Raw genomic sequence first — 22,675 nt, forward strand, 5'->3', positions numbered from 1 at the left:
ATCACTTAAAAGTCACGCTTCACAGAACCGAGGGTTTAAATCAACGAGGTGGTCATTGGGAAACCAAATTTGATATTAATGCACTGCATAGCTTGTGATGATGCGCCTTTCAACAAGTTATCTGTTGCACTAAAAATCACTAAGTCTTCACCATCTTGTGCCCAAGCAATATCACAGAAAGGCGTACCTTCAACATTTTTAATTGCTGGGTATGAACCTTTAAGTAAACGAACAATAGGCTCGTCTTGATAAGCTTGTTCATACACCTCTTGCACTTGCTCGGGTGTCACGCCTTCTTTTAGTACCACATTAATGGTGGCTAAAATACCACGCTTATAGCTACCTAAGTGCGGCGTAAATACCACTGGCGTACCAAGATGACTATCAATTTCAGGCTTGTGTCTGTGGGTAAACACACCATAAGGTTGTAAGCTCACCTCGCAAAAGCTCGAAGTGGTTGACGCTTTGCGCCCTGCACCACTGACACCACTCGTCGCGTTAATGGTTGGCTTAACACCAGCCTTAATCAAACCTGCTACTTGTAATGGTTTAAGCGCCAGCAAAGAAGTAGTGGTATAACAACCAGGAACGGCAATCAAATCAGTATCTTTTACCGCTTCGGCATTCCATTCGGCTAAGCCATACACCGCTTTTTCTAGTAGCGCTGAGTGTTGATGAGTAAAGCCGTAGAATTTTTCATAGAAGGCTGAGTCTTTAACACGAAATGCACCAGATAAATCAAACACTGTGGTATTGGCCGCTAAAAAATGTGGCGCTAAGTCATGGCTTACTTCGTGCGCCGTGGCTAACACTACAATATCAATGCCGTCGCAAGTAGCGGGAATATCTGCAATCGCTAATGGCTGTATGGTTTGATCAACCACCCCTAGCAGTTTACCGTATAGATCAGAAATAGGCTTTCCTTGATCTTGGCTGTTCTCTGATACGTACAAGCCCGCTAATTCAAGACCAGGATGTTTAGCAATATAAAGGGCTAATTCGGCACCAGTATAACCACTGGCCCCCACTATAATTGTTTTCAACATATCGAATTCCGTTTGATTTCAGCTGTTTAAATGAGATTAAGACTAACAAAATGCGCGCCTAAAAGCGCCTTGATTAAAGGTGAGATCGTCGTCGCGAATTGTGGGAAAAATTAGTCTTCATTATCGGGCATAATTTGTTATGTTAATTCAGGCTGAAATGCTAGCCGAATCTAACTTTTTATGCAATATTTCTGCATTAATATTTATTTTTAATTTTGAGGCCCTATGTCATTACCTGGATTTATTGAAACATATCGCGAATTGATCGCCACGCCTTCTATTAGTTCTACTGATTCCGCTTGGGATCAGAGTAATCAACAGGTAATCACAAAACTGGCTAGTTGGTTTGAAACCGCTGGTTTTCAAGTTGAAGTGACACCGCTACCTGGCCTAGCAGGCAAGTACAATATGGTTGCCACAATAGGCCAAGGTGAAGGCGGTCTACTGCTTGCAGGCCATACAGATACCGTACCTTTTGACGATGGCCAGTGGAGCAAAGATCCCTTTAAACTCACTGAAGATGGTAATCGCTTATATGGCCTTGGTACCATCGATATGAAAGGCTTCTTTGCATTTATTCTTGAAGCCGTAAAAGGCTTAGATTTAACAAAAATGAACAAGCCACTACGCATCCTAGCCACTGCCGATGAAGAAACCACCATGGCTGGCGCTCGCGACATTGCTAGTCGTCAACATATCAAGCCAGACTATGCTGTCATTGGCGAGCCGACGGGATTGGTTCCTGTATTTATGCACAAAGGCCATATGTCGGAAGCCATTCGTATTACCGGGCGCAGTGGCCATAGTTCAGATCCCAGTAAAGGACTAAACGCGATAGAGGTTATGCACAAGGTACTGGCCGAGTTATTAAAAGTGCAGCAGCTGTTTAAAGAAAAGTACAATTGCCCACATTTTGAAGTGCCAGCCCCCACCCTAAACTTTGGTCATATTCATGGTGGCGACAGCCCAAATCGTATTTGTGGTTGTTGCGAGCTGCATATTGATATGCGCCCCATTCCGGGGGTCAGCCCTAACGAACTATTCATTACCTTGAAATCGGCATTAGCGGGCATTGAGCAACAATACCCTGGCGCTGTAGATGTATTTCATTTACACGAGCCGATCCCTGCTTATTCATGTAGTGAAACCTCTGATTTAGTACAAACCGCCGAGCAGTTAAGCGGGAATAAAGCTGAAGCGGTTAACTACTGCACTGAGGCGCCTTTTATTCAACAACTTGGCTGTGACACCATCGTCATGGGCCCAGGCCATATTGGCCAAGCACACCAGCCTGATGAATATTTGGATCTTTCTTTTGTTAAGCCGACCAGTGAACTGCTTAGCTCACTGATAAAGCGCTTTTGCTTAGCCTAATCTGCCGTAAAAGTTAAGCTTAGAGCTGACAACAGCTAGATGTAGTTGCTAATTAGAGGCTTGCTTGAATTTGGTTATTGAAGCACAGATTGGTGACTAATTGTGGTATGAATATACAACAATCTAACAGCAGCGCTGCGGGCTAATTGATTGAATCAGCAGTTGGTTTTATGTCCAGCCTTAACAAAAATGTAAGAAAGTTACACAAAAAACCATGAATTACTCATGGGTTATTGGTCAAATAAATCGACTGAGTAAATTTGACCCAATGCCCATTTTGCGTATAGATTAGACACAAGTTAACGATAAGTTTAGCGTTATTAGGTTTTAAATGGGTTTTATTGAACTGATTCGAAACACGAACAGAAAAATAAAAAAGTTGTAAAAACACAACAAATGTAAGGACAACAGCGATGAACGACAAGTATGCTGCTCTACGCAGTAACGTAGGCTTACTAGGTCAGCTATTAGGGCAAACTATCTCCAACCATCTAGGTGAAGAGTTTCTAGAAAAAATTGAAACCATTAGACAATTGTCTAAATCATCTCGTGCGGGTAATGATGCTGATGGAGAACTACTCGTAGCTATGCTTGCAGGCCTGTCGGACGATGAACTGTTACCTGTAGCTCGTGCCTTCACCCACTTTTTAAACCTCGCTAATATTGCAGAGCAGTTTCATACCACTTCACGCCACTGTGAAGAGCAAGTTTGCGCACCAGATCCAATTGATGAGTTGTTCGGCAAATTAAAAGCGTCAGATGCGAGCCCAGAGGCGATTAAAGCCGCCATTGAAGAAATGAAAATGGACTTGGTACTGACTGCGCATCCAACAGAAATTACCCGCCGAACCCTGATCCATAAGCACGTTGCCATCAACAGTTGCTTAGCTTCATTAGAGCTAAGTGATATCTCTGAGCGCGAAAAAGAAAAATTACTTTACCGCTTGGAAGAGCTAATCACCCAAGCTTGGCACACTGATGAAATTCGTAAGCAACGTCCAACTCCAGTTGATGAAGCAAAATGGGGCTTCGCCGTGGTTGAAAACAGCCTATGGCAAGCGGTACCAGATTATATTCGTAATCTCGATGAACGCGTGCAAAAGAACTTTGGCTTTGCCCTACCTATTGATGCTGCGCCAATCACTTTTACTTCATGGATGGGGGGCGACCGTGATGGCAACCCATTTGTGACCAGTAAAGTAACGGAAGAAGTATTACTATCAAGCCGTTGGGTGGGTGTTAGCTTGTTCCTTAAAGACATCAAGCAGCTGACTAGCGAACTATCAATGATGGACTGTAACGACGCGCTACGCGAAGTGGCAGGCGACGTGCATGAACCTTATCGTGAATTACTAAAAGGCCTGCGTGGTGATCTCAAAGAGACGCTAAACTACCTTAGCGCAACGCTGCAAGGCGAATATACCGAAGCACGCGACCTTATCAATCGCACCGAACAACTGACCCAGCCACTAACCCTATGTTATGAATCACTACATGACTGCGGCATGGGCATTATTGCAGATGGCTTGTTGTTAGACGTGCTGCGCCGCGTAGCTTGTTTTGGTATCAACCTTGTTAAACTCGATATCCGCCAAGACGGCGAACGTCACGGCGATGTGATCGCTGAACTAACTCGTTACCTCGGTATTGGTGACTACGCCAGCTGGAACGAAGAAGAAAAACAAACCTTCTTATTACAAGAACTGAACAGCAAGCGTCCGCTGATCCCACAAGATTGGCAACCAATGCCTGACAACCAAGAAGTTCTAGACACTTGCCGTGTGGTGGCAAAAACCGATCCACAAGCCTTAGGTATCTATATTATCTCCATGGCGCGCCAAGCGTCAGACGTGCTAGCAGTGCAACTATTGTTAAAAGAATGTGGTTGCCCATTCCGCATTGCTGTCGCACCTTTGTTTGAAACCTTAGACGATTTAAACAACGCAGAACAAGTGATCAAACGCTTATTCGCTGTCGATTGGTACCGAGGTTATATCAACGGCCAACAACACGTGATGATCGGCTACTCTGACTCAGCCAAAGATGCCGGCGTATTGGCTGCTAACTGGGCACAATATCGCGCGCAAGAGGCATTGGTCGCCCTTTGTGAAGCAAACAATGTGTGCTTAACCTTATTCCACGGCCGTGGTGGTACCATAGGTCGCGGTGGTGCACCAGCACACGCAGCCTTGTTATCACAACCACCAGGTTCACTCAAAGGTGGCCTACGGGTAACTGAGCAAGGCGAAATGATCCGCTTTAAGTTCGGCTTATCAAGCATTGCTCAGCAATCACTGAACCTTTACACCGCGGCCATTTTAGAAGCTAACTTATTACCACCACCGGCGCCAAAACAAGAATGGCGCGACATGATGGATCAATTATCGGAAGATTCATGTACTGAGTACCGTGGCATGGTGCAACACGAGCCAGACTTTGTACCTTATTTCCGCAGTGTAACGCCTGAACTTGAGCTTGGTAAACTGCCATTAGGTAGCCGCCCTGCAAAACGTAAACCAAACGGCGGCGTTGAAAGCCTACGTGCTATTCCATGGATTTTTGCTTGGTCACAAAACCGCTTCATGCTACCAGCATGGCTCGGTGCCGGCGATGCCATGGGCCGAGCCCTAGAGCAAGGCAAACAAGAACTGCTAACAGAAATGTACCAAAGCTGGCCTTTCTTTCATACCCGTCTAGAAATGTTCGAAATGGTATTTATGAAAGCCGATGAAGCATTGGCTAAGTTCTATGAAGAGCGTCTTGTACCAGAAGAGCTACACAGCCTAGGTTTAAGCTTACGCAACAAGCTAAAACAAACCCGTGATTGTGTACTACAAACCATTCCTAAGCATAAGCTAATGGAAGACCAGCCTTGGATCAAAGAGTCGATTAATCTACGTAACCCGTACATTGATCCCCTTAACTTGTTACAAGCCGAGCTACTAAGCCGCTCACGTGCTAATGGTGAAGAGATTTGCCCAACTATTGACCAAGCATTAATGGTGACCATTGCCGGTATCGCAGCAGGTTTACGCAATACAGGCTAATGTGAACAAGCTTAAAAACGGCTAATATAAAGCGGACAGATTGATTGTCCGCTTTTTTATACCTGCTAGTTAGCGCTTTTATTGAAAACAAATTTACCTCATATCTGAGCTTTTACGCTTACTACCGCCAAGATTTTGCCTAGTGTTAAAGCTGGGGGATAAATAAATGAAAAAATGGCTTACCTTACTATGGCTATTGTGTCCTTTTGCTTATGCGGCAGAGTCAATCGAGTTAATTCTACCTGCTAGTAAAGATGGTAGTCATGAGTATTTTCATGAGTTACTTCTGCGTTCATTATCAGCTCAGGGTATCGAAGTCACAATTATCGCGCCATATAGTCACTTGCCACAAAAGCGCGCAGTGCGCTTATTGGAAAGCCAAGCGATCTCATTATTTTGGATGATTGAAACGCCAAGGCGTAACCAAAAGTTCACTAAAGTAAATATGGGCCTGACCAAAGGTTTAATTGGCAAACGCATTCTACTGGTACCGAAAGAAGACAAAATGCGCTATGCCAAAGTCACCAACTTAGACGATTTTCGCCAGCTAAATGTCACGGGGGGCTTTGGTGCAAATTGGTTTGACATCGAAGTCTGGCAAGCAAACCAACTACGCTATATCGTCAGAGATGGAGAATGGCGTGCGCTATACGATATGTTATCAAGCAACGGTGGAGTAAATTACTTTTCTCGCGGGGTTAACGAAATCCTATCAGAGCAACAGCAGCATCCCTACCTAGTGGTAGAGCCCCATTTATTGTTTGAATATCAACGAGACTTCGTCTTCTACCTAAGTAGCCAAAATGCTTACCATAAAACGATGATCGAATCAGCCCTGATCAAAGCAAACAAATCCGGGCTAATGGATCAGTTGATAAAAGAGTATTGGAGCCAATACTTTGACTCACTAGGGTTAGAGCAGCGAGTCAAGCTTAAATTACTTACTCCCTAAAGCATTAAGCTAAGAGGCACATAAATTCGCGAGCGCAGCCAAACGTTCTCTTGGCTTTGCCACATAAGGGTTTTGCTTATCCCATGCATACCCAGCCAAAATAGAGCACACCATTTGTTTAATTTTAGGCTCTGGATTTGGATAAAAAATCACGTCTTGTAACTCACCGCTATACCAAGCTTCGACATAACAGCGAAAAGTATTAACCCCTAGCATTAATGGCTCAGCGTAATCCTGTTGCCAGTCCATTGGCTCGCCAGCAAATTTTTTCACTAGTGCTGCACAGGCTAATTGTGCCGAGCGCAATGCAATGGTGACACCCGATGAAAATACAGGGTCGAGAAACTCCCCAGCGTTACCAAGTAATGCAAACTGCTCACTGCATAGTTGGCTCACATTCGCCGAATAACCGCCAATCTCACCGACCTCTTGCTGGTATTGTGCGTTGCGCAGCAATCTGCCTAATGACGGCTCTTGCTCTATCAATTGTTGCAATACCGCCAATTTATCACCTGAGCATTGCGCTAAAAAACTAGGCTTAGCAACCACCCCCACAGAACTGGTGCCATTGCTAAAAGGGATCAGCCAATACCACACTTCAGGGCATTCTGGGTGCACGGATATGAGAATTTTATTGCGATCATAATTCGCATCGTCAATACCATCAACAATATGGGTAAATAAAGCATGACGGGCAGGCAAACAAGACGGCTGCTCTAAATCTAGCAATCTTGGTAATACGCGACCAAAACCACTGGCATCTAATACAAAATCGGCATTGATTTGATATTCACCTTGCGCATTAGCGATAGTTAGCTGCGCCACAGACTCGCTCAAATCCACCGCCAACACGGTTTCTTGATAACGAATATCCACGCCTTGTGCCGCTGCCCCATCGGCAAGAATTTGATCAAAACAAGCCCGCTGTACTTGAAAGGTTGTACCAGCGCCAACGCTGAATTTATCGGTAAAATCAAACTGGGTATATTGCTGCTGATATTGAAAAGCTGCACCATTTTTAAATTGAAAGCCCGCTTGCTCTACCAAGTGATCTAACTTGGCCAACTTCAGCACTTCCATACAGGCAGGCAATAAACTTTCACCAATGGAAAAACGTGGAAAAGTCGATTTTTCTATGATCACCGACTTTATTCCTTGTTGCTTTAGCAATGCACCAGCGACAGCACCTGAAGGCCCGGCGCCAATAATTACGACTTGAACATGCTGGATATCAGCCACTATGTATTCCTAACTTAACCTGAAATGGGTTTTAAGCGACAACACAGTAAGGTATGACCCAGCCCTAACTCATCACGGCTTTCATCAACATACAATCCGGCTTGTTGCAGTAAATCCAGCATATCCCTGGAGTGATACATGCGGCTGTTGCCATTGGCAATCGCCGTAAAATAAATAGAAGTCGCATTAACACAATAGGCTCCGGCAGCAAACGGCTGACGATCCCAAAATGTTTCTAATATATATAAACGACAATCAAAACTCATTACCTTGGCTGCGCGCTTTAAAATACTCAAAATTTGTGGAGGGCTAAAGCAATCTAAAAATTGGCTCATCCAAATAGTGTCAGCACCTTGATAAAACCCTCGGTCCTCATCCAACAAATCGGTGGCAAAGCCAAACACACGATCACTAACCTGTGCCTGCTCAGCATTGTCCATCGCAATTTTTAGTTGGCCAGGTAAGTCCATAATAGTCACTTTTACGGTGGCATCATAGCCAGTACAAGCAAGCGCCCACTTACCCGTATTCCCTCCAACATCTAGAATATGTTGCGGTTTATGAGCAAATAATAATGGCAAAACTTCCGGAAAAGCGCGATCAGAATAAAAATGGTCAAATTCAAACCAGCTGGCTTTTATCTGCTCAGGCAACTGACTCAAACCGGGGTATATGGTGTCCCAGTCACCGAGTGCTTTTAGCCCCGCGGGCTTACCAGTTTCAATCGCTTTATCTAAATCGAATAGACCTTGATAACAAACATCATGACTAAAATTGAGGTTCTTTTGTGCCATTTCATCATGCAACAAAAAATGACCAATTTTGTCCAAGTAGAAACGCCCATCCTGTTGCCACACCAGGCCCATACTTAATCCCATATCAAGTAGGACGCTCACACCATATTCACTGACCTCCGTTTGTGAAGCTAATTCAGTTAAACTACATCCTTGCCCATCCGCACTGTCTACCAGCGCAAGAATATTAAATTTCAGCAAACAACGCGCTACTTGAAAAGTAATAGGTGCAAATGCAATTTTCTGCGCCTCAAACTTGGCATCAAATGCAGATATCGGCATGGGTTTTTCGTAAAAAGCCATTAAGAAACCTCAATTTAAACTACTGACTTACTGATAAATTCTTATTTATCTCACGGTCTAGCAACGTCACCCATTTATTGTAATTACGATGAATTTGGTCACCGCTTTGTTGCAAGTTAACGCTGTTACGTAAGGAAATGCTATAACGAGTAGCAGAGTAACGCACATCAATACTTGCTTGGTGTGAGCGCACTGTAATATTGCCTTGAATCAAGCCCGGCTCGACAACCTTCATGGTCCATTTTTTATACTCACCGGCCCGTACAATCGCCGTTTCAACCTGACTTAGTGTTAAGTTTTGCTGAGATATGTCTTGTTCGATATTATTAATTCTTTGGCTTGAGCTGCATCCAGAAATAACCAAAGTACTTAATACAGTAATCAATAACCAACCAAAAACTTTTAACATAATCATTAATTCCTTTTAACAAAAAACACTTAAAACAAACAGTTAAGCTGATATATTTAATCAGAAAGGATACCTTTACCTTGCGCCCTTGCAAAGTTAAAATATCGCTCTCATTTTTGACCCAAAGCGAGCAACGTGCTAACTATCATCATTGATAATTGGATTGCATTAGCCCCCAGCCTGCAAACACAAGCAGATTGGCGCAGCTGGTTACACCGCCCCTATACGTTAGCAAATGACTGGCAAGCCCCCGCGACTAAGGTACCCACAATGCAGCGCCGCCGATTCAGCAACCTAAGCCGATTGGTGCTCAGCTGTGTGCAAGAATTACCGCAAGCAAGTCAAGCGGACTTCAGTGTGTTTGCTAGCCGTCATGGCGAAATTGTCACCACTTATTCCTTGCTCGAAAATTTAGTGCAACAACAACCCATTTCTCCAATTGGCTTTTCACAATCGGTACATAATACTTCGGCGGGATTATTTACTTTAATTGAAAAGATCCAGCAAGCTTCAACGACCATCGCCGCACAGCAAGATACCTTTGCGGTAGGCTTAATTGAAGCGGCTTGCTATCTCAACGCACACCCAGAGCAAAAAGTCTTATTGGTGTGTTTTGACTCTACCTTGGTTGCTCCCTACCAAACATTTTTGCCGCAAACTCCATTTGACTATTGCGTGGCTTTTTTACTGTCACGGCCACAACAAGAAGTTGGCAACCATGTCTTGTCGCTCACGTTAACGCCTAACGGCAAAACAACGGAATCGCCTCACTTAGCCAAATACCCTGCTGTTTGCCATTTTTTACAATGGTGGTTAGCAGAATCGGACACATCATTAGACCAAGCCAATTTTAGCTTACCTTGCAGTGGGCAAATGTTGCATGTTACGCGCTAAACTCAACCAAGCTTGGCGCTTATTCGGCACCGCGGTTAGCTTTGCCTTTTTTGGCGTAGGTGGTTTAATCCTGTCGCTGTTATTACTGCTGATCACATTCATAATAAAGCCATCCGCTAAACGGATTTATATTAGTCGTTACTTGATTCAGCGAACTTTTCGTTTCTTCGTTTTTTTAATGAAAAGCTTAGGTGTATTACGTTGCCATATTGATTTGCCCTTGGTTGCCCCTAAACGCGGCGTACTCATCACCCCAAATCATCCTAGTTTAATTGATGTAGTACTACTCATTGCCCATATTGAACAGGTAAACTGCGTCGTTAAAGCAAGTTTATGGCGCAGTCCCTTTGTCGGCCTGATTGTCCGCTCAGCTGGATATATACCTAACTCAGCAGGTGAAGAAGTGTTATCTCTTTGCCGCCAGAGCTTTGCGGCCGGGCAATCTGTGATTGTCTTTCCTGAAGGAACGCGTACTGAGCCAAATTCGCCATTGAAATTACAGCGCGGCGCCGCCAACATCGCATTGCGCGCCGAAGCCGACATTGTATTAGTTCACATTAGCGTTAGCCCAAGAACCCTAGCCAAGGCGGACGCTTGGTATCAAATACCAATACAACAGCCTTGTTTTAAGGTTGTCCTAGGCGCCACGGTAGACGCCAAGCAGGTAACCAAAGATTGCTCCAGCATTAGCTTGGCAGCGCGAGTGTTAACACGCTATTTAACAAAGGCGTTAAGCCAATAATTAGATTTTACATTTACTGAAATATGCAGGAAAAGTTTGTTATGACAGAGCTAGCGCTTGAAATAAAAGAGTTAATTATTGAGGCCCTCAACCTTGAAGATATCACCCCTGACGATATCGTTGCCGATGAACCTTTGTTCGGCGACGGCCTTGGTCTAGATTCTATCGATGCGTTAGAGCTAGGTATGGCATTAGCTAAAAAGTACCAAGTTAAACTGAATGCGGATTCAAAAGAAAACAAAGCACATTTTTATAGCGTTAATACTATCGCAGCCTTTATTCAAGCTAATCAAGAGTAATTTCCATGTCTGACAAACAAGCCTTATTTGAAAAAATCAGTGAAACCATGCAAGAAATGTTTGAGCTGACACCTGAGCAAGTTACTCCAGAGGCGCACTTATTTCACGATCTGGATTTAGACAGTATCGATGCGGTGGATTTAATTGTGACATTACAAGACATCACAGGCTACAAGCTCAAGCCAGATCAATTTAAAACCGTGCGCACCGTCAATGATGTGGTTAATGCGGTAGACGAGCTATTAAAAGAACAACAAGGCGAATAGCGACTTGTTCAATATCTTTGTGGCCGCTGCCCTAGTACTCTACCCCGTGCTGGTATTTTTTGGTTTAGGTTATTTCAGCATCCAAACCTTAGTGATGGTGTTAGCGGCGCTCTTACTGCTGCGCCATTGGCACGCCAAAAAAACGCAGCAAGCCAGCTTACCTGGCATATTTCCCTTAGTCATGCTAGGCGGCAGCTTATTGCTGCTAAGCCTCAGCGCTATCACAGATAACTTAATCGGTATGCGTTTATATCCAGTCTGGATCAACCTCAGTCTACTGGCAGTGTTCGCATTTAGTTTAATACATCCACCAACAATCATAGAGCGCTTTGCCCGTCTGACCGAGCCCAATCTGACCCCCTTTGCTTTAACCTATATTCGCCGAGTAACTCAAATGTGGTGCGGCTTTTTTTTCATCAATGCCAGTATCGCTTTTTATACTGCTGTATTTTGCAGCCTAGCTACGTGGACTTGGTATAACGGCATGGCCAGCTATCTAGCAATCGGCCTCTTATTTGCGATTGAGTTCATCGTCCGTCAATGGCTTAAAAAGCGCGACCCCGGCCATGTTTAAACTAAACCTACCTTTAACAGCCTCTCAGATCATTGCCTTTAACGCAGATGGTTCCCAGATCACCGTGGGCGAGTGGCAACCAAAGTTACAAGCGCTAGTGGTACAATTACAAGCTCATCGCGCGCAGCGATGGTTGCTTAACGTACAACAGCCATTAGACTTTTTGACAGCCTTGCTCGCGCTGTGGCATACAGGTAAAACGCCGGTTTTATTACCCAATAATGCAGCAGGTACAGTGGCGCAAATGAGCGCTCATTTTGACGTGGTACTAAGTGCACCGGAGTGCTCGCTGACTGGTAAATATCAGCAGCTGATATTACCAATGACACCAACTGCCAATATCGAATTGCCCTTACCAGCCATTAGCGAAAATGTTGGAGTTTATTTCTACACCTCTGGCTCGACTGGTACGCCCAAAAAAGAGCATAAGACGTGGCCGCAGTTACTGGCCGAGATATCCCAATTAGAGCGCACCTTTGGCACTAACATGGCATCGCAACCTGTCTACGCCAGTGTTCCTTGCCAACATATTTATGGTTTTTTATTTCGTTTGCTATGGCCTTGGCTAAGCCTGCGACCCTTCGCGAACTTTGAACTAGAATATCCTGAGCAATTGACGCACATCAGCCAGCCTTATATTTTCATCACTAGCCCAGCACTGCTCAAGCGTTTGGCACAAATAGAACCCTGTCAAACCACACCAAGTCATGTGTTTAGCTCAGGAGGAGCATTAAGTCTTGCAGGCGCACACTTATGTCAGCAACAGCTACAGCAAGACGCAATAGAAGTTTTAGGCAGCACTGAAACCGGTGGTGTGGCATGGCGACAACAACGTAGAAATAGCCTGTGGCGACGCTTTGATAACGTCGACATCAGCCTAAATTGCGACGGTTTTTTACAGGTAAGATCCCCATATTTTAGTGCTAACAGCGTTACCATGGGCGATACCGCTAAGCTTATCGACCAAGATCATTTTGAACTACTCGGCCGCGGTGATCGCATTGTCAAAGTGGAAGAAAAGCGCATTTCTTTAGTCGCTATCGAACAACATTTAATGACCCACCCTTGGATTGAAGAAGCCTGCGCCTGCGCCCTTGAACTGACCCATCGCCAAGCTATTGGCTGCGCTTTAGTACTCACCGCTAGCGGTCAACAAGCTCTGAAAACTCAAGGCAAACGCGCTCTCAGTCAAATTTTTAATCACAGCATCAGCCCCTATATTGAAGCTATTGCACGACCAAAAAAATACCGCTACCTGGCCAGCTTGCCTTACAATAGCCAAGGCAAATTAACCCATGCAGCCTTGCAAGAAGTATTTCATGACTGATTATCCAGAACTTATTCACACTAAAATTATCAATGAGCACCAAGCGGAGCTTAGTTTAACTATGCCCACTAGCTTACGTTATTTTGACGGACACTTTGCAGCAAGCCCCATCCTACCCGGCGTAGCACAAATTGAGTTTGTGATGTTTTATGGCCGTACTGTATTGCTTTTGGACCGAACCTTTGCCGGTATGGAAGTGATCAAATTTCAACAACTGATTAAGCCAGACACACAGATCCAGCTGGATTTAAAGTTTGATCCACGCAAAAGTAAGTTGTACTTCTGTTATCACTCTGATCAGGGGCTACATGCTTCGGGTCGAATCTTATTAAGTTAACTCAGCATGATGTCGACGGTGCCATTTAAGCCTTGTTTTATTGTGCCCTTGTATAATCATGGTGCAACCTTAACGGCGACCTTAAACGCACTGAGCCAATTCAATTTACCAATCTTGGTGGTCGATGACGGCAGTAATGACGAAACCAAAGCTATCTTAGCCAAACAGGTGGCTGCTCATCCACTATGCCAAAGCTTGACTCTTGCGCAAAACCTCGGCAAAGGCGGTGCAGTAATGGCTGGTATGCGCCACCAATTTAAAGCAGGTTTTAGCCATGCACTGCAAATAGATGCCGATGGCCAACATAATTTAGCTGATATTCCAGCAATGTTAGCCAGTGCCGAACTTAATCCCTGCGACCTTATTGCTGGCGTGCCTGTGTATGATAATTCCATCCCAAAGGGACGCTTATATGGCCGCTATGTCACACATGTTTGGGTTTGGATTGAAACGCTTTCGCTAGAGCTAAAAGATACCATGTGTGGTTTTCGCGTTTACCCCCTTGCTCCTTGCTGTCAATTATTGACGCAACAAAAGTTAGGCCAACGAATGGACTTCGATATTGAAATTATGGTGCGTTTATATTGGCAAGGGATTGCTTTTAAACAGCTTCCCACACAGGTCATCTACCCTAAAGATGGCATTTCACACTTTCGAGGCTGGGCCGACAACGTATTGATCAGCAAAATGCACACTAAATTGTTCTTTGGTATGTTGATACGAATCCCTAAATTACTCGCGATGAAATGGCAACGTTACCAGCAGCCTCAAGGAATAGACTAGTAATGAGCAAAAGTCATTGGTCAAAACGCAAAGAGCGCGGCGCCAGTTGGGGCTTAAGCTTTATGCTAACGATGTATAAATTAGTGGGGCCAAGAGTCACCGCTTGGTTTTTATACCCTGTGATTGGTTATTTTTATTTAACATCAAAGCAAAGTAAGCAAGCCTCTCGTGATTATCTAGCCCGCATTAGCCCGCATCAGCAGCTATCTAGCTTTAAGCATTTTATGTGCTTTGGCCACGCCGCTCTCGACAAGGTATCGGTATGGTGTGGCTTGATTAACCAACAACACCTGAAAAGCTATGGTAACGCTGATGTGCTCAAGATGCTTGAAAGAGGCCAAGGCGGCGTATTTCTCTGCGCTCACTTAGGCAACATTGAAATCTGTCGCGCCTTAAGTGATGTGTTACCAGGGCTAAAAATAAATGCATTGGTGTTTACTAAAAACGCAGTCAAATTTAATAACATGCTGGCAAAAATTGCGCCAACAGCCAACCTTAATTTGATCCAACTGGATAATGTCGGCCCCGATACTGCTATCATGCTGGCAGAAAAAATAGCCGCGGGTGAGTTTATCGCCATCATGGCGGATCGCACCTCAACGCAGGTTCCCGAACGAAGTATTGGCGCGCCGTTTCTTGGAGAAACAGCCTATTTTCCGCAAGGACCTTTTATTCTAGCAAGCTTACTCAAGTGCCCTGTGTTTAGTTTATTTTGTCAGCGCATCGATCAACACTTTGAAATCAACGCCCAATTGCTAAGCCCTAAGCTAGTGTTAAGACGCCAGCAGCGGCAACAAGACTTAGCGGTCGCGGTAGGACACTATGCCGAGCAACTAGAAATAGCCGCTCGTAAAACACCGTATCAATGGTTTAACTTTTTCAACTTTTGGCAGAAAACACCTTAATGACTCCTTCTCCGATCCTGTTTGGCGAGCAGCCAATTACTATTGAACAAGTCGTGCAACTGGCGCAAAGTCAAGGCCAAGTGCAGCTAAGCAAACAAACCAGCTTTATCAGCAAAATAAATCAAGGAAGCCAATTTTTAGACCGGTTACTAGCGGAAGACGGGGTTATCTATGGTGTGACCACAGGTTATGGCGACTCGTGCACCGTGACTATACCTCCGCACTTAGTCACTGAACTCCCCATGCATTTAACCCGTTTTCACGGCTGTGGTTTGGGTAAAAATTTAACCCCCATCCAAGCACGCGCGGTCATGGTCGCACGCTTAAATTCACTGACCCAAGGCGCCTCAGGCGTCAGTATGGCGCTGCTAGAGCAGTTAGTGGCGTTCATTAATTTAGATTTAGTTCCACGTATTCCAGAGGAAGGATCGGTTGGGGCCAGTGGTGATTTAACCCCTTTATCTTATCTAGCGGGAGCCTTAATTGGTGAGCGCGAGGTGTACTATCAAGGCCAGTTAATGGCCGCGAAACAAGCCATGACTCTTGCCGGTATTAGGCCACACACGTTGCGACCAAAAGAAGGCTTAGCCTTAATGAACGGCACCGCAGTAATGACAGCACTAGCCTGCATTGCTTTCGATCGCGCACGCTATTTAGCCAAATTAGCCAGCCGTATTACCGCCATGGCCAGCGTTGCACTTAAGGGCAATGCCTTCCATTTTGATGAAAAATTATTTGCGGTGAAACCCCACCCCGGTCAAGCTCAAATTGCCTCCTGGATCCGAAGCGATCTTGAGCATCTCGATATGCCGCGGAACTCAGATCGATTGCAAGATCGTTATTCACTGCGCTGCGCTCCTCATGTGATCGGAGTACTCCAAGACGCGTTACCCTTCTTACGTCAGTTTATCGAAACAGAGCTTAACAGCGCTAACGACAACCCTATTATCGACGGTGTTGACGAACATGTGCTTCATGGCGGTCACTTTTATGGTGGTCACATTGCCTTTGCGATGGACTCACTGAAAAACGCGGTCGCAAATATCGCAGATCTGTTAGATCGTCAACTGGCGCTGTTAATGGATACGAAATTCAACAACGGCTTACCCGCTAACCTATCAGGCGCTAGTGCCGAGCGCAGTATGATCAATCACGGCTTCAAAGCAGTACAAATTGGCGCCTCAGCATGGACTGCCGAAGCCCTGAAACTAACCATGCCAGCGAGCGTATTCTCACGCTCTACCGAATGCCATAATCAAGACAAAGTCAGTATGGGCACCATTGCAGCGCGAGATTGCTTACGAGTGTTAGAGCTAACCGAGCAAGTCACCGCAGCCAGTTTACTGGCTGTCAGCCAAGGCATCTCATTACGTAATAGCCAAGGCGAATTGACACCGCAACAACTAACACCAGCGCTGGCACAATTTAAAGATCGCATTTTTGAGCAGTTTGAGTTTGTCAGTGAAGATCGACCATTGGAAGACGACTTACGCCGAACCTTAAGTCAAATCCAACAAAAACACTGGGAGCTTTACGGTGACCGATAACATTGTGCTCAGCGCCGCAATCAATCATCAAGTCACTTTTTTTGACTGCGACCCGATGGGCATCACTTGGCATGGCAACTATCTAAAATATTTTGAATTAGCGCGCTGTGCTTTATTTGAAAAAATTGATTTTAGTTACAGCGCGATGGCTGCATCCGATTTTGTGTGGCCGATCGTTGATGTTAGGGTTAAGTATGTTCGCCCCACTCGATTTGAACAACATATCGTCATTTATGCCGATTTAGTCGAGTATGAGCATAGAGTTAAAATTAACTACCGAGTTTGCGATAAAATCAGTGGCGAGGTGTTGACCAAAGGGCACACCTTGCAAGTGGCGGTAGAACAAAGCAGCCAAGAAATGTGCTATGTATCGCCGTCGATCTTAATCGAAAAACTGCAACCCTACATAGGCTAATATATGTTTAAAACCTTTAGCTCCAGCCTGCTGTTGTGGGTACTTACTAGCTTGAGTTTGCCAGCCCAAGCCAATCAGCAAGTGTTACCAGAAGATAAGCTATTTAGCCCTAAATTTGCGTTAACTGAGCCAAGTGCACAGCAACAGCAAATGAGCCAAGTTCTGACGCAGTTGTCACAGTACTCACAGCTCCAAGGTCGCTTTGTCCAGCATCGTCATCTGGCCCTTCTCAGTCAGCCCTTAGTTTCATCGGGAAACTTTAGTTTATCGGCCAGCGCAGGGCTGCATTGGCAACAAATCACTCCTTTTGCCAGTCAACTTAGCTTAAACAACACCCAGCTCAGCCAACAAATTGCCGACGGTCCAGTGCAAGTGATCAGCGCACAAGAGCAACCTGCACTATTTGCTTTTTCAAGTTTGTTCTTAGGCTTGTTTCGCGGCGATGAAATCAGCCTAAAACAAAACTTTCAGCTCTATTTTACAGGCGACATTAATGCTTGGCAGCTAGGAGGGGTCCCATTGGGGAGCCCTTTAAATCAAGCAATTAAAAGCATTCGTCTGCAAGGAAACAAGCACATAAATTACTTTGAGTTAATCGATAGCAATCAAGATAAGCTAACCATTGAATTTTCTGATGTGGTAAGCAGTAACACCGTGGAGCCTTAACTCGTATGCTGCACTTGTCGTTGCGTATCCGCGCGAGTCTTGTCTTACTATTACTGCTAGCAAGTGTCGTTACTTTGCTGGTTAAAGCCGACCAAGGCCCTCTGTTCGAGGCAAACTTTCTCACCCTGTTGCCGCAGCAACAACAAGGGAAGTTACCCAGCGCAACCTTAGCCGCCGCGCAACACCAAGTGAATAAACAACTGGGTAATCAAGTGATATTTTTGATTGGTCAGCCCGATCTCAAACAAGCGCAGCAAGCTGCCAGCACCCTAAGCTCGTTGCTGCAACAAGCGCCGCAAATAGCTAAGGTAAACCTCACTATTAATACAGAACAACAACGTCAATTAGGTCAATTTTACTTTCCGCTGCGCAGCTATTTACTCAGCCCAGCACAACAACAAGCTATTAATGTCGATTTCGGCCAACAAGTTGCACAACAAGCTCTAATGGCGTTATACGGTCCAATGGCCGCAACGAACTCACAATTGTTACAGCAAGACCCCTTTTTCTTATTCGCCACCAGCCTTAGCCAACTATTACCCAAACCTAATCATGGGCAGTTAGCTCAAGGTTACATTAGTTTTCACTATCAAGGATTACATTATGTGCTGGTGACTGCTCATACACACAGTGACCATTTTTCGTTACAACAACAAGCCAGCTTGAGTGAGTACATTGACGACATTTTGCAGCAAGTTGAACAAACATACTCAGTAACCACGCTAAAATCTGGCGCACTGTTTTACAGCCAAGCAGGAGCAAACTCAGCCAAAACTGAAATATCCAGCATAGGCTTAGGCTCATTATTGGGCGTTATTTTACTTGTCTTAATCTGCTTTCGCAGTATCACACCGCTAATACTTACCTTTAGCGCGATTGCTTGTGGCTGCCTAGTTGCCCTTGCCACAACCGTATTGGTATTTGGTCAAATCCACCTTTTCACTCTAGTGATTGGCGCGAGTTTAATTGGAGTTTCAGTTGATTACTCGTTTCACTACTTGGTCGAAGCTCAGCAAAAACAACCCCTACAGCGGGTTTATCACGGTATTACTGCTGGCTTATGTACCAGTGTGACAGCTTATTTAACCATGGCATTAGCGCCTTTCCCTGGGTTGCAGCAACTGGCGGTATTTGCCAGCAGTGGCCTGATATTTTGTTATTTATTCGTGCTAGGTATTTTTCCACTTATTAAGTGGCAACATCGCCCGCCAACATTAGGCATGCATTATTTGCCTTGGCTACTAAAACCCGCTCAGCGCTTATCCCAACGCGCCACACTTGTTTCTGCTGCATTACTGCTTGCTTGTAGCGCTTGGCTGTTAACCAGCAATGACGATATCCGTCAGCTGCAGCAGCTACCAGCGGAATTAACAGCGCAAGAAAAACAAATAAAAACCATTACACAACAGCAATTAGAGTCTTACTATTTATTGATTCAAGGGCAAAGCGAAGCCGATTTATTAACGCTAAATCAAGTAGTGTCAGTGCAATTAGATAAGTTGAAACAGCAGCAAACACTGGACGGATACCAAAGTATTAGCCAATGGGTTCCCAGCCCCAATCAGCAACAGCAAAGTCATCTCGCTTGGCAACAGCTGATCAACCATCAGCTCAGCCTGTACTTAACTCAGCTCGGGATGACGCAAGCCGAGCAGAACAAAATTACGCAAACCTTAATGACATCGCCAGCCCCACTCACACTCACTCAGTGGTTGGCTTCACCTGTGAGCGAGCAATTTGGTTGGTTGGCATTGCCGCAACAGCATGCCAGTTTAGTCATTTTATCCGGGGTCAAAGATAAAGCCCGCTTACAACAGTTAGTCGATAGCTTGCCCAAAGTAGAGTTAGTAGATCAGCGCGCTCAGCTATCAGCATTATTTAAACAATATCGACAGTTAATGACGCTATTGCTGGTACTAGCTTATGGCATTATTTTGTTAGCCTTATGGGGATACTTTGGTAGACAGGTCGCCACTAAAATCATACTCGCGCCCATTTTAGCCGCACTAAGCAGCTTAGCTGTATTAGCTTTGACAGGCCAAGCCATTAATTTATTTCACGTTATTGCATTAATTTTGGTGCTAGGTATCGGTATAGATTACACCTTATTTTTTGCCGCCCAACAGGGGATTTTAATACCTAAGCGCCAGCAGGAAAAAATGAAACCTATGTCAAACAAGCAACGCAATATTTATCCAACTCACTTAGCCATCACTTTGTCTGCACTAACCACCATATTGTCATTTGGTTTACTGGCATTAAGCGATACTTACGCCATTGCTTCATTTGGCACAACAGTACTAATAGGCATTATTGCCGCCTATGGCTTTGCTCCCATTGCATTACAGTCTTGGCGCAGCGCCGAGGAGCAATCATGACACTTCTTTGCCGCTTGCTCTCCCACATAGCCTTGATAATACTGTTATCGGCCTGTAGTCAGCTCACTTCAGTGCCTGCAGACAGTATACGGCTCAGCCGCCAATTAGCCTTGCAGCTGCCCGCTCCGAACGCCTTAGGCCAACCTTTTCACGCCACTCAGTTAGTTACTGGGCAATACGGCAACCAAGACTTTAATGGCCAGTTTCAGCTTGAACTCACCGAAAATAAACTGGTATTACTTGCCCTTGCCCCTTGGGGCCCCTCGCTGTTCAGCGCCACGCTTACGCCAAATAACTTGACCACCAGCCAAACCAGTGTCGCGCAAGTTGATGTGAGGTATATGCTGGCTGATTTCTTACTAACCTATTTGCCTTACGATGCCTTGAAGCAATCATTGCACGGTAAGGAGATCACGATCAAAGAGTCAGCAACACGACGTGAGATTTGGCTCGCACAAACATTAATCATTGCCATTGACTACGCGCCAAACCCGAATGTAACAGCAGCGAAAAGCCGCTGGCAAAACCATATCCACTTCCACAACCATTTACGCGGTTATCAGCTGGAGATTAAAACCTTAACATTTACACCTGCGCCATTAGCTCAATCCATCATGGCTGAACCCCAACCTAACGCTGAGCCATAGGAGCAAACAGTGCAACCTGAACGTGCGCCTTTATATCTAAACCATTTTGCCATCACTAGCCCGTTGGGAGTTAACGCAGCCCAAGTGCTTGAACACCTATTGGAGCCACCTGCTAATTTGTTACGCCCGTATGGTCCCTTAGTGTCGGGAAAAACCGTATTAGTCGGTCAAGTTTGTGATCCCTTACCTCACTTACCCGAATACCTAGTATCTTACCAAACGCGTAATAATCAATTATTACTCAGTGCCTTAAGCCAAATCGCCAAGCCAATAGCTGCAGCCAAAAAACGCTATGGTGCCGATCGCATCGCCATTATTTTAGGGACCAGTACATCGGGCATTGCCGATGGTGAAACGGCACTAACACAGCAAATACACACAGGAAACTGGCCTGACGATTATAATTATACGCAGCAAGAAATCGGTCACTTATCTGCCTTTGCCGCCACTTATTTAGGCCTCACCGGCGTGAGCTATACCATTTCAACAGCTTGTTCCAGCTCAGGCAAGGTTCTCGCCAGTGCACAGCGATTACTGCATGCCGATTTGGCAGATATGGTGATAGTGGGCGGCTGTGACACACTCTCTGGTCTTACGCTCAACGGCTTTGATGGGTTAGAGTCTTTAGCAACAGATATCTGCTTACCGTTTTCCCCCCAGCGTGACGGCATAAACATAGGTGAAGCAGCCGCTTTAGCCTGCCTAAGCAAAGAACCTTCCGAGATCCAGCTGTTAGGTGTCGGCGAAGCATCCGATGGCTTTCATATTTCATCGCCCGATCCACAAGGCCGGGGAGCCGAGCTCGCGATTCAACAAGCCTTAGAGCAAGCGAAAGTGACTCCAGCACAGATTGGTTACATCAATCTACACGGCACCGCCACCATTAAAAACGATGCAATGGAAAGCCACCTCATCAATCGTATTTTTGGCACGAATACACCTTGCAGCTCAACCAAACCGTTGACGGGCCATGCCTTAGGGGCAGCAGGCGCTCAAGAATGGTTATTATGCGCGCTGCTATTAAGTAGCCAAAACCCGCGTCGCATTTTGCCACAACAACAAGGTAGTACTGACTATGATCCTGATTTGCCTCCCATAGGGCTGATCCGCCAAGCACAAACTTGGCAATCGGGCATCTTTATGAGTAACTCATTTGCCTTTGGCGGCAGCAATGTTTCCGTTATTATAGGCCGTCATTCATTAACCCCAGTGCAAACAGAGCCTCCTCATGACCGTTAAACCAACCTCGTTAGCCCAATTTGATGCTGAGCACTTTATCCCTCATCGCCGTAGCATGGTGCTATTGGATAAGATCATATTTGCCGATGAAACGCGCTGCATTAGCCAATTAGAGATCCATGCAAACTCATTGTTTGCCAACGAGCAAGGTGTACCAAGCTGGGTAGGTATCGAATACATGGCGCAAACCATTGCCGCCTTCGCAGGCGTACAAGCCAGAGCTAAAGCACAAGAGCCTGAAATCGGTTTTTTACTCGGTACGCGCAGTTATCAAGTACAGACGCCACTATTTAAGATTGGGCAAAAACTGCAAATTAGCGCCACTCATGTGCTAACCGACAATTCGCTTACCGTATTTGCTTGTTCTTTGCATCAAGGGGTTGATGAGCCATGGTCAGGCTTAGGTACTTTAATCGCTGAGGCGCGGATCAATGCATATTTGCCCGACCCCGACACCTTAAAAACTTATTTAGCCTAATAAGGCTAGCGCTG

General features: G+C 45.3%; 23 protein-coding genes. 19 read left to right on the forward strand and 4 right to left on the reverse strand.

What is annotated here, in order from left to right; genetic code table 11:
- Positions 1-35: 35 nt before the first annotated feature.
- Entirely contained in the window at positions 36-1,046 is a 1,011-nt protein-coding gene (argC, locus tag K1M91_RS05750) for an N-acetyl-gamma-glutamyl-phosphate reductase (RefSeq protein ID WP_232800603.1), read from the reverse strand.
- A gap of 225 nt (positions 1,047-1,271) precedes the next feature.
- On the opposite strand from argC, the gene argE reads away from it, so the two are divergent.
- From argE to K1M91_RS05765, 3 genes are all read left to right on the forward strand, one after another.
- Positions 1,272-2,420, forward strand: coding sequence for an acetylornithine deacetylase (gene argE, locus K1M91_RS05755; RefSeq protein ID WP_232800604.1), 1,149 nt, complete (start codon positions 1,272-1,274; stop codon positions 2,418-2,420).
- Positions 2,421-2,833: 413 nt separating this feature from the next.
- Entirely contained in the window at positions 2,834-5,467 is a 2,634-nt protein-coding gene (ppc, locus tag K1M91_RS05760) for a phosphoenolpyruvate carboxylase (protein ID WP_232800605.1), read from the forward strand.
- Positions 5,468-5,633: 166 nt separating this feature from the next.
- Complete coding sequence (locus K1M91_RS05765) at positions 5,634-6,419, forward strand: hypothetical protein (protein WP_232800606.1); 786 nt, start codon at positions 5,634-5,636, stop codon at positions 6,417-6,419.
- Between the two features lie 9 nt (positions 6,420-6,428).
- Here the strand turns inward: K1M91_RS05765 and K1M91_RS05770 are convergent, their stop codons facing one another.
- The 3 genes from K1M91_RS05770 to K1M91_RS05780 are packed head-to-tail and all read right to left on the reverse strand — an operon-like array spanning position 6,429 to position 9,164.
- The gene (locus K1M91_RS05770) at positions 6,429-7,658 is read right to left on the reverse strand and encodes an NAD(P)/FAD-dependent oxidoreductase (RefSeq protein ID WP_232800607.1); all 1,230 of its coding nucleotides are present in this window, start codon (positions 7,656-7,658) and stop codon (positions 6,429-6,431) included.
- A gap of 14 nt (positions 7,659-7,672) precedes the next feature.
- Positions 7,673-8,755 carry a class I SAM-dependent methyltransferase gene (locus K1M91_RS05775; RefSeq protein WP_232800608.1) on the reverse strand — a complete coding sequence of 361 codons (1,083 nt, stop codon included), beginning with the start codon at positions 8,753-8,755 and terminating at the stop codon, positions 7,673-7,675.
- A gap of 19 nt (positions 8,756-8,774) precedes the next feature.
- Complete coding sequence (locus K1M91_RS05780; protein ID WP_232800609.1) at positions 8,775-9,164, reverse strand: hypothetical protein; 390 nt, start codon at positions 9,162-9,164, stop codon at positions 8,775-8,777.
- A gap of 135 nt (positions 9,165-9,299) precedes the next feature.
- Between K1M91_RS05780 and K1M91_RS05785 the strand changes: the two genes are divergently transcribed.
- From K1M91_RS05785 to K1M91_RS05860, 16 genes are read left to right on the forward strand one after another with little or no spacing between them, the layout of a single operon-like run.
- A complete protein-coding gene (locus K1M91_RS05785) occupies positions 9,300-10,058 on the forward strand; it encodes a beta-ketoacyl synthase chain length factor (RefSeq protein WP_232800610.1) in 759 nt (252 codons plus the stop codon).
- The gene (locus tag K1M91_RS05790; protein WP_232800611.1) at positions 10,045-10,800 is read left to right on the forward strand and encodes a lysophospholipid acyltransferase family protein; all 756 of its coding nucleotides are present in this window, start codon (positions 10,045-10,047) and stop codon (positions 10,798-10,800) included. Before K1M91_RS05785 ends, K1M91_RS05790 begins: the two co-directional genes overlap by 14 nt.
- Positions 10,801-10,841: 41 nt before the next feature.
- The gene (locus K1M91_RS05795) at positions 10,842-11,099 is read left to right on the forward strand and encodes a phosphopantetheine-binding protein (RefSeq protein WP_232800612.1); all 258 of its coding nucleotides are present in this window, start codon (positions 10,842-10,844) and stop codon (positions 11,097-11,099) included.
- Positions 11,100-11,104: 5 nt separating this feature from the next.
- Positions 11,105-11,365, forward strand: a complete 261-nt coding sequence (locus tag K1M91_RS05800; RefSeq protein ID WP_232800613.1) for an acyl carrier protein — start codon at positions 11,105-11,107, stop codon at positions 11,363-11,365.
- A gap of 4 nt (positions 11,366-11,369) precedes the next feature.
- Positions 11,370-11,939: a hypothetical protein gene (locus tag K1M91_RS05805; protein ID WP_232800614.1), complete on the forward strand. Its 570-nt coding sequence runs from the start codon at positions 11,370-11,372 to the stop codon at positions 11,937-11,939.
- The gene (locus tag K1M91_RS05810) at positions 11,932-13,266 is read left to right on the forward strand and encodes a class I adenylate-forming enzyme family protein (protein WP_232800615.1); all 1,335 of its coding nucleotides are present in this window, start codon (positions 11,932-11,934) and stop codon (positions 13,264-13,266) included. The genes K1M91_RS05805 and K1M91_RS05810 overlap by 8 nt, the downstream gene beginning before the upstream one ends.
- The gene (locus K1M91_RS05815; protein ID WP_232800616.1) at positions 13,259-13,603 is read left to right on the forward strand and encodes a 3-hydroxyacyl-ACP dehydratase; all 345 of its coding nucleotides are present in this window, start codon (positions 13,259-13,261) and stop codon (positions 13,601-13,603) included. Before K1M91_RS05810 ends, K1M91_RS05815 begins: the two co-directional genes overlap by 8 nt.
- 6 nt (positions 13,604-13,609) lie before the next feature.
- Entirely contained in the window at positions 13,610-14,386 is a 777-nt protein-coding gene (locus K1M91_RS05820; RefSeq protein ID WP_232800617.1) for a glycosyltransferase family 2 protein, read from the forward strand.
- Positions 14,387-14,388: 2 nt separating this feature from the next.
- Complete coding sequence (locus K1M91_RS05825) at positions 14,389-15,291, forward strand: acyltransferase (RefSeq protein ID WP_232800618.1); 903 nt, start codon at positions 14,389-14,391, stop codon at positions 15,289-15,291.
- Positions 15,291-16,838, forward strand: coding sequence for an aromatic amino acid ammonia-lyase (locus K1M91_RS05830; RefSeq protein WP_232800619.1), 1,548 nt, complete (start codon positions 15,291-15,293; stop codon positions 16,836-16,838). Before K1M91_RS05825 ends, K1M91_RS05830 begins: the two co-directional genes overlap by 1 nt.
- Positions 16,828-17,253, forward strand: coding sequence for a thioesterase family protein (locus tag K1M91_RS05835; protein ID WP_232800620.1), 426 nt, complete (start codon positions 16,828-16,830; stop codon positions 17,251-17,253). The genes K1M91_RS05830 and K1M91_RS05835 overlap by 11 nt, the downstream gene beginning before the upstream one ends.
- A gap of 3 nt (positions 17,254-17,256) precedes the next feature.
- Complete coding sequence (locus K1M91_RS05840; protein ID WP_232800621.1) at positions 17,257-17,919, forward strand: outer membrane lipoprotein carrier protein LolA; 663 nt, start codon at positions 17,257-17,259, stop codon at positions 17,917-17,919.
- Positions 17,920-17,924: 5 nt separating this feature from the next.
- Complete coding sequence (locus tag K1M91_RS05845; RefSeq protein ID WP_232800622.1) at positions 17,925-20,297, forward strand: MMPL family transporter; 2,373 nt, start codon at positions 17,925-17,927, stop codon at positions 20,295-20,297.
- The gene (locus K1M91_RS05850; protein WP_232800623.1) at positions 20,294-20,944 is read left to right on the forward strand and encodes a DUF3261 domain-containing protein; all 651 of its coding nucleotides are present in this window, start codon (positions 20,294-20,296) and stop codon (positions 20,942-20,944) included. Before K1M91_RS05845 ends, K1M91_RS05850 begins: the two co-directional genes overlap by 4 nt.
- Positions 20,945-20,953: 9 nt before the next feature.
- Positions 20,954-22,183 carry a beta-ketoacyl-[acyl-carrier-protein] synthase family protein gene (locus K1M91_RS05855; protein ID WP_232800624.1) on the forward strand — a complete coding sequence of 410 codons (1,230 nt, stop codon included), beginning with the start codon at positions 20,954-20,956 and terminating at the stop codon, positions 22,181-22,183.
- Positions 22,173-22,661: a 3-hydroxydecanoyl-ACP dehydratase gene (locus K1M91_RS05860; RefSeq protein ID WP_232800625.1), complete on the forward strand. Its 489-nt coding sequence runs from the start codon at positions 22,173-22,175 to the stop codon at positions 22,659-22,661. Before K1M91_RS05855 ends, K1M91_RS05860 begins: the two co-directional genes overlap by 11 nt.
- Positions 22,662-22,675 lie beyond the last annotated feature (14 nt).

This window comes from Motilimonas sp. E26, assembly GCF_021278025.1.
Classification (GTDB): domain Bacteria; phylum Pseudomonadota; class Gammaproteobacteria; order Enterobacterales; family CBDFNC01; genus Motilimonas.